The following is a 3,521-nucleotide window of genomic DNA, read 5'->3' as shown; positions in this document are numbered from 1 at the left end:
ACCCGTCGCGGCTTTGTCGCGACTACGGTTGCCGGCGCCGCGGCCCTCGGAATTCCGGGCGCGGTCGCCGACGCCCAAAGCCCGCAAGACACCATTTCCGCAACCCTCGACATCAACGGTCAGCAATATCACCTGAACCTCGACCCGCGCACCAGCCTTCTTGACGCGCTTCGTGAAAATCTGCACCTAACCGGAACCAAAAAAGGCTGCGACCACGGCCAGTGCGGCGCCTGCACGGTCCTGGTTAACGGACGCCGTGTAAATAGTTGCCTCACTTTCGCGTGGATGCACGATCACGATCAAATTGTCACGATCGAAGGTCTTGCAAAGGGCGACGAGTTGCATCCGATGCAGGCCGCCTTCATCGAACAGGACGCCTTCCAGTGCGGCTACTGCACGCCGGGGCAGATCTGCTCCGCCGTCGCGCTGCTCGGCGAAGTCAAGGCCGGTCACCCCAGTTTCGTCACACCCGACGTTCGTAAGACGGACCCGATCCAGCTTACCGACGCTGAAATCCGCGAGCGCATGAGCGGCAATATCTGCCGTTGCGCCGCTTACCCGAACATCGTCACCGCCGTGCGCGCCGTCGCCGGGAGGAACGCATGAAGCCCTTCAGCACGGCCCGCGCTACGGGTGTTCATGATGCCCTCCATCAGATTTCGACCGCGCCGGACGCCCGCTTCGTGGCCGGCGGAACCAATCTGATCGACCTGATGAAGTATGGCGTCGAAGCGCCCTCTCGCATTGTCGATATCACGCAGCTCCCGCTCGGCCGCATCGAGGAAACACCGGACGGCGGTCTCCGCATCGGAGCGCTGGCCCGCAATAGCGATATGGCCGCGCATCCTTTGATCCGCACGCGCTACCCGCTGTTGAGTGAAGCCATCCTGGCGGGCGCGTCCGCTCAGCTGCGCAACGCCGCCACGGCCGGAGGCAATCTGATGCAGCGCACGCGTTGCTATTACTTCTACGACATCGCGTTCACGCAGTGCAACAAGCGCAACCCCGGCTCCGGATGCGCGGCGCTCGATGGCTTCAATCGCATTCACGCCATCCTGGGCGCGAGCGAACAGTGCATCGCGACGAACCCCAGCGATATGAACGTGGCCCTGGCTGCGCTCGATGCGCTGATCCGCGTCGAGGGGCCGTCCGGCGTGCGCGTGATTCCTATTGGCGAGTTTCATCGCCTGCCCGGCGATACCCCGCAGATCGATACCAACCTCAAACCCGGTGAACTGATTACCTCGATTCATCTGCCGCCGGTGACGGGCAACCCGCGCTCGCACTATCTGAAGGTGCGCGACCGCAACTCTTACGCGTTCGCGCTCGTCTCCGTGGCCGCGTGGATGAAGATCGACGGCGGCAACATCATCGATGCCCGCATCGCGCTCGGTGGAGTCGCGCACAAACCGTGGCGCGTGCCTGAAGCCGAGAACTTACTGAAGGGGAAGCCGCCCGGTGAAGCTGCGTATCGGGCCGCGGCCGACGCCATCGTGCAAGGCGCGCGGACCTATCCCAATAACGCGTTCAAAGTCGAACTGGCGAAACGCTCGGTGGTCCGCGCGCTAACTACGGCGGAGGCAAGGAGCTAACTCATGGAACAAATGCCACTGATCGGACAACCGCTGAACCGCGTCGATGGACGCCTGAAAGTCACCGGGAAAGCGATGTACAGCGCCGAATGGAATCTCCCGAATCTGGTGTACGGCGCGATGGTCACCAGCTCCGCACCGTCCGGCCGCATCCAGGCCATCGATTCGCAAGCCGCGGAACGCGCGCCCGGTGTGCTCGCCGTGATGACGCACTTGAACACGCCCAAACTTCCGCAGAAACCGCAAGGCGGAGAAAGCGCGCGGCCCACCGATCGCAAGCTGCAATTGCTTCAGGACGATATCGTGCGCTACAGCAACCAGCCCATCGCGGTGGTTGTCGCGTCGACGTTCGAGCAGGCCGTTCACGCAGCCGAACTGCTGAAAGTTACGTATGCGGTCGAACCGCATCTGGTCACATTGGACGCGGCTCAGGGAACGCGTTACATCCCCGAGAAGACGAGCGGCGCGGGCGAACCCGCCACCACGAGCCGCGGTGATTTCAAAGCTGCCCACGCTACCGCGAAAACCACGCTGGAGAAGGTGTACTACATCGGAACCGAGACGCATAATCCGATGGAACCGCACGCCACGATCGCGGTCTGGGACGGTCCGAAGCTGACTCTCTACGACGCCACTCAGGGCATCTTCGGAGATCGCGAGCGCGTGGCCTCGCTGCTCGGGATGAAGCCGGAAGATATCCACGTGATCTCGCCGTTCATCGGCGGCGGATTCGGCAGCAAGGGGCCGACCTGGTCGCACGTGGTTCTGACCGCGATGGCGGCACGCCGTGTGAATCGCCCGGTGAAGCTTGTACTGTCGCGCGAGCAGATGTTCGGTCCCATCGGCTTCCGAAGCGAGACGCGTCAGACCGTGAAGGGCGGCACGGATGCGGACGGCAAGCTCGTCTCGATGAGCTACGACACGCTCGCGCAAACTTCGGTCTTCGATGAGTTCACTGAGTCGTCCAGCGTTCCTGCCCGGATGCTCTACACGTGCCCGAATCAGCTGACCTCGCACAACCTGGTTCGCCTCAACACCGGCACGCCCTCGTTCATGCGGGCGCCGGGCGAGTCTTCGGGAACGTTCGGCCTCGAATCGTTCATGGACGAACTCGCGTATGAGCTGAAAATGGATCCGATCGAACTGCGTCTGCGCAACTACGCCGAGCAGGATCCCGACAAAGGCAAGCCGTTCACCAGCAAGTCGCTGCGCGAGTGCTACCGGCAGGGCGCGGAGAAGTTTGGGTGGTCGCAGCGCAATCCGGAACCGCGCTCCAAACGGGTGGGGAACACGCTGGTCGGCTGGGGCATGGCGACCGCAGTCTACCCGAGCCGCCGCAGCCAATCCGCCGCGAAAGCGATCCTGCGCGCGGACGGTTCGGTGTTGGTGCTTGCGGGAACGCAGGATCTGGGAACCGGTTCTTACACGGTGTTCAGCCAGGTCGCGGCCGAAACGCTGGGTATCCCGACGAGTCAAGTCACCTTCCGCCTGGGCGATACGGATTATCCCAAGACACCGGTTTCGGGCGGGTCGCAGACCGCGGCCAGCACGGGTTCGGCGGTTCGAATTGTCTGCCAGTCGCTGCAGGAGAAGGTGATTCAGATGGCGGTGAGCGATGCGCAATCGCCGCTCAATGGCGTCAGCGCGCAGAGCCTCAGCTTCGATCAGGCACGCGATGCTGTGGCGGCGCTCCTCAAGCGGCGGGGTGTCGAGCAAGTCGACGCGACGGCCGACACCAAGCCGGGACCGGAGAAGGACCAATACTCCGGCTATGCGTTCGGGGCACAATTCGCCGAAGTTCACGTCGACGCCGATCTGGGGATGGTCCGCGTGAATCGAATGGTAGGCGCATTCGGAGCCGGCCGCATCCTGAACGCGAAAACAGCGCGGAGCCAATTGCTAGGCGGCATGATTTGGGGTATCGGGATG

Annotated in this window: 3 protein-coding genes; all 3 read left to right on the top strand. The window is 63.2% G+C overall.

Going from position 1 to position 3,521, the window contains the following annotated elements; all coding sequences use genetic code 11:
* On the top strand, positions 1 to 606 hold a 606-nt coding region (locus H1Y01_RS07500; RefSeq protein ID WP_180539821.1), incomplete at its 5' end, for a 2Fe-2S iron-sulfur cluster-binding protein.
* Positions 603 to 1,592, top strand: a complete 990-nt coding sequence (locus tag H1Y01_RS07495) for an FAD binding domain-containing protein (protein ID WP_180539820.1) — start codon at positions 603 to 605, stop codon at positions 1,590 to 1,592. The genes H1Y01_RS07500 and H1Y01_RS07495, both read left to right, overlap by 4 nt.
* Positions 1,593 to 1,595: 3 nt before the next feature.
* The coding region (locus tag H1Y01_RS07490; protein ID WP_219341361.1) for a xanthine dehydrogenase family protein molybdopterin-binding subunit at positions 1,596 to 3,521 on the top strand (1,926 nt) is incomplete at its 3' end.

Source organism: Nevskia soli, assembly GCF_903970205.1.
Classification (GTDB): domain Bacteria; phylum Acidobacteriota; class Terriglobia; order Bryobacterales; family Bryobacteraceae; genus Bog-113.
Note: the sequence above shows the minus strand (reverse complement) of the source record. Positions and strands in the feature narration are given on the sequence as shown.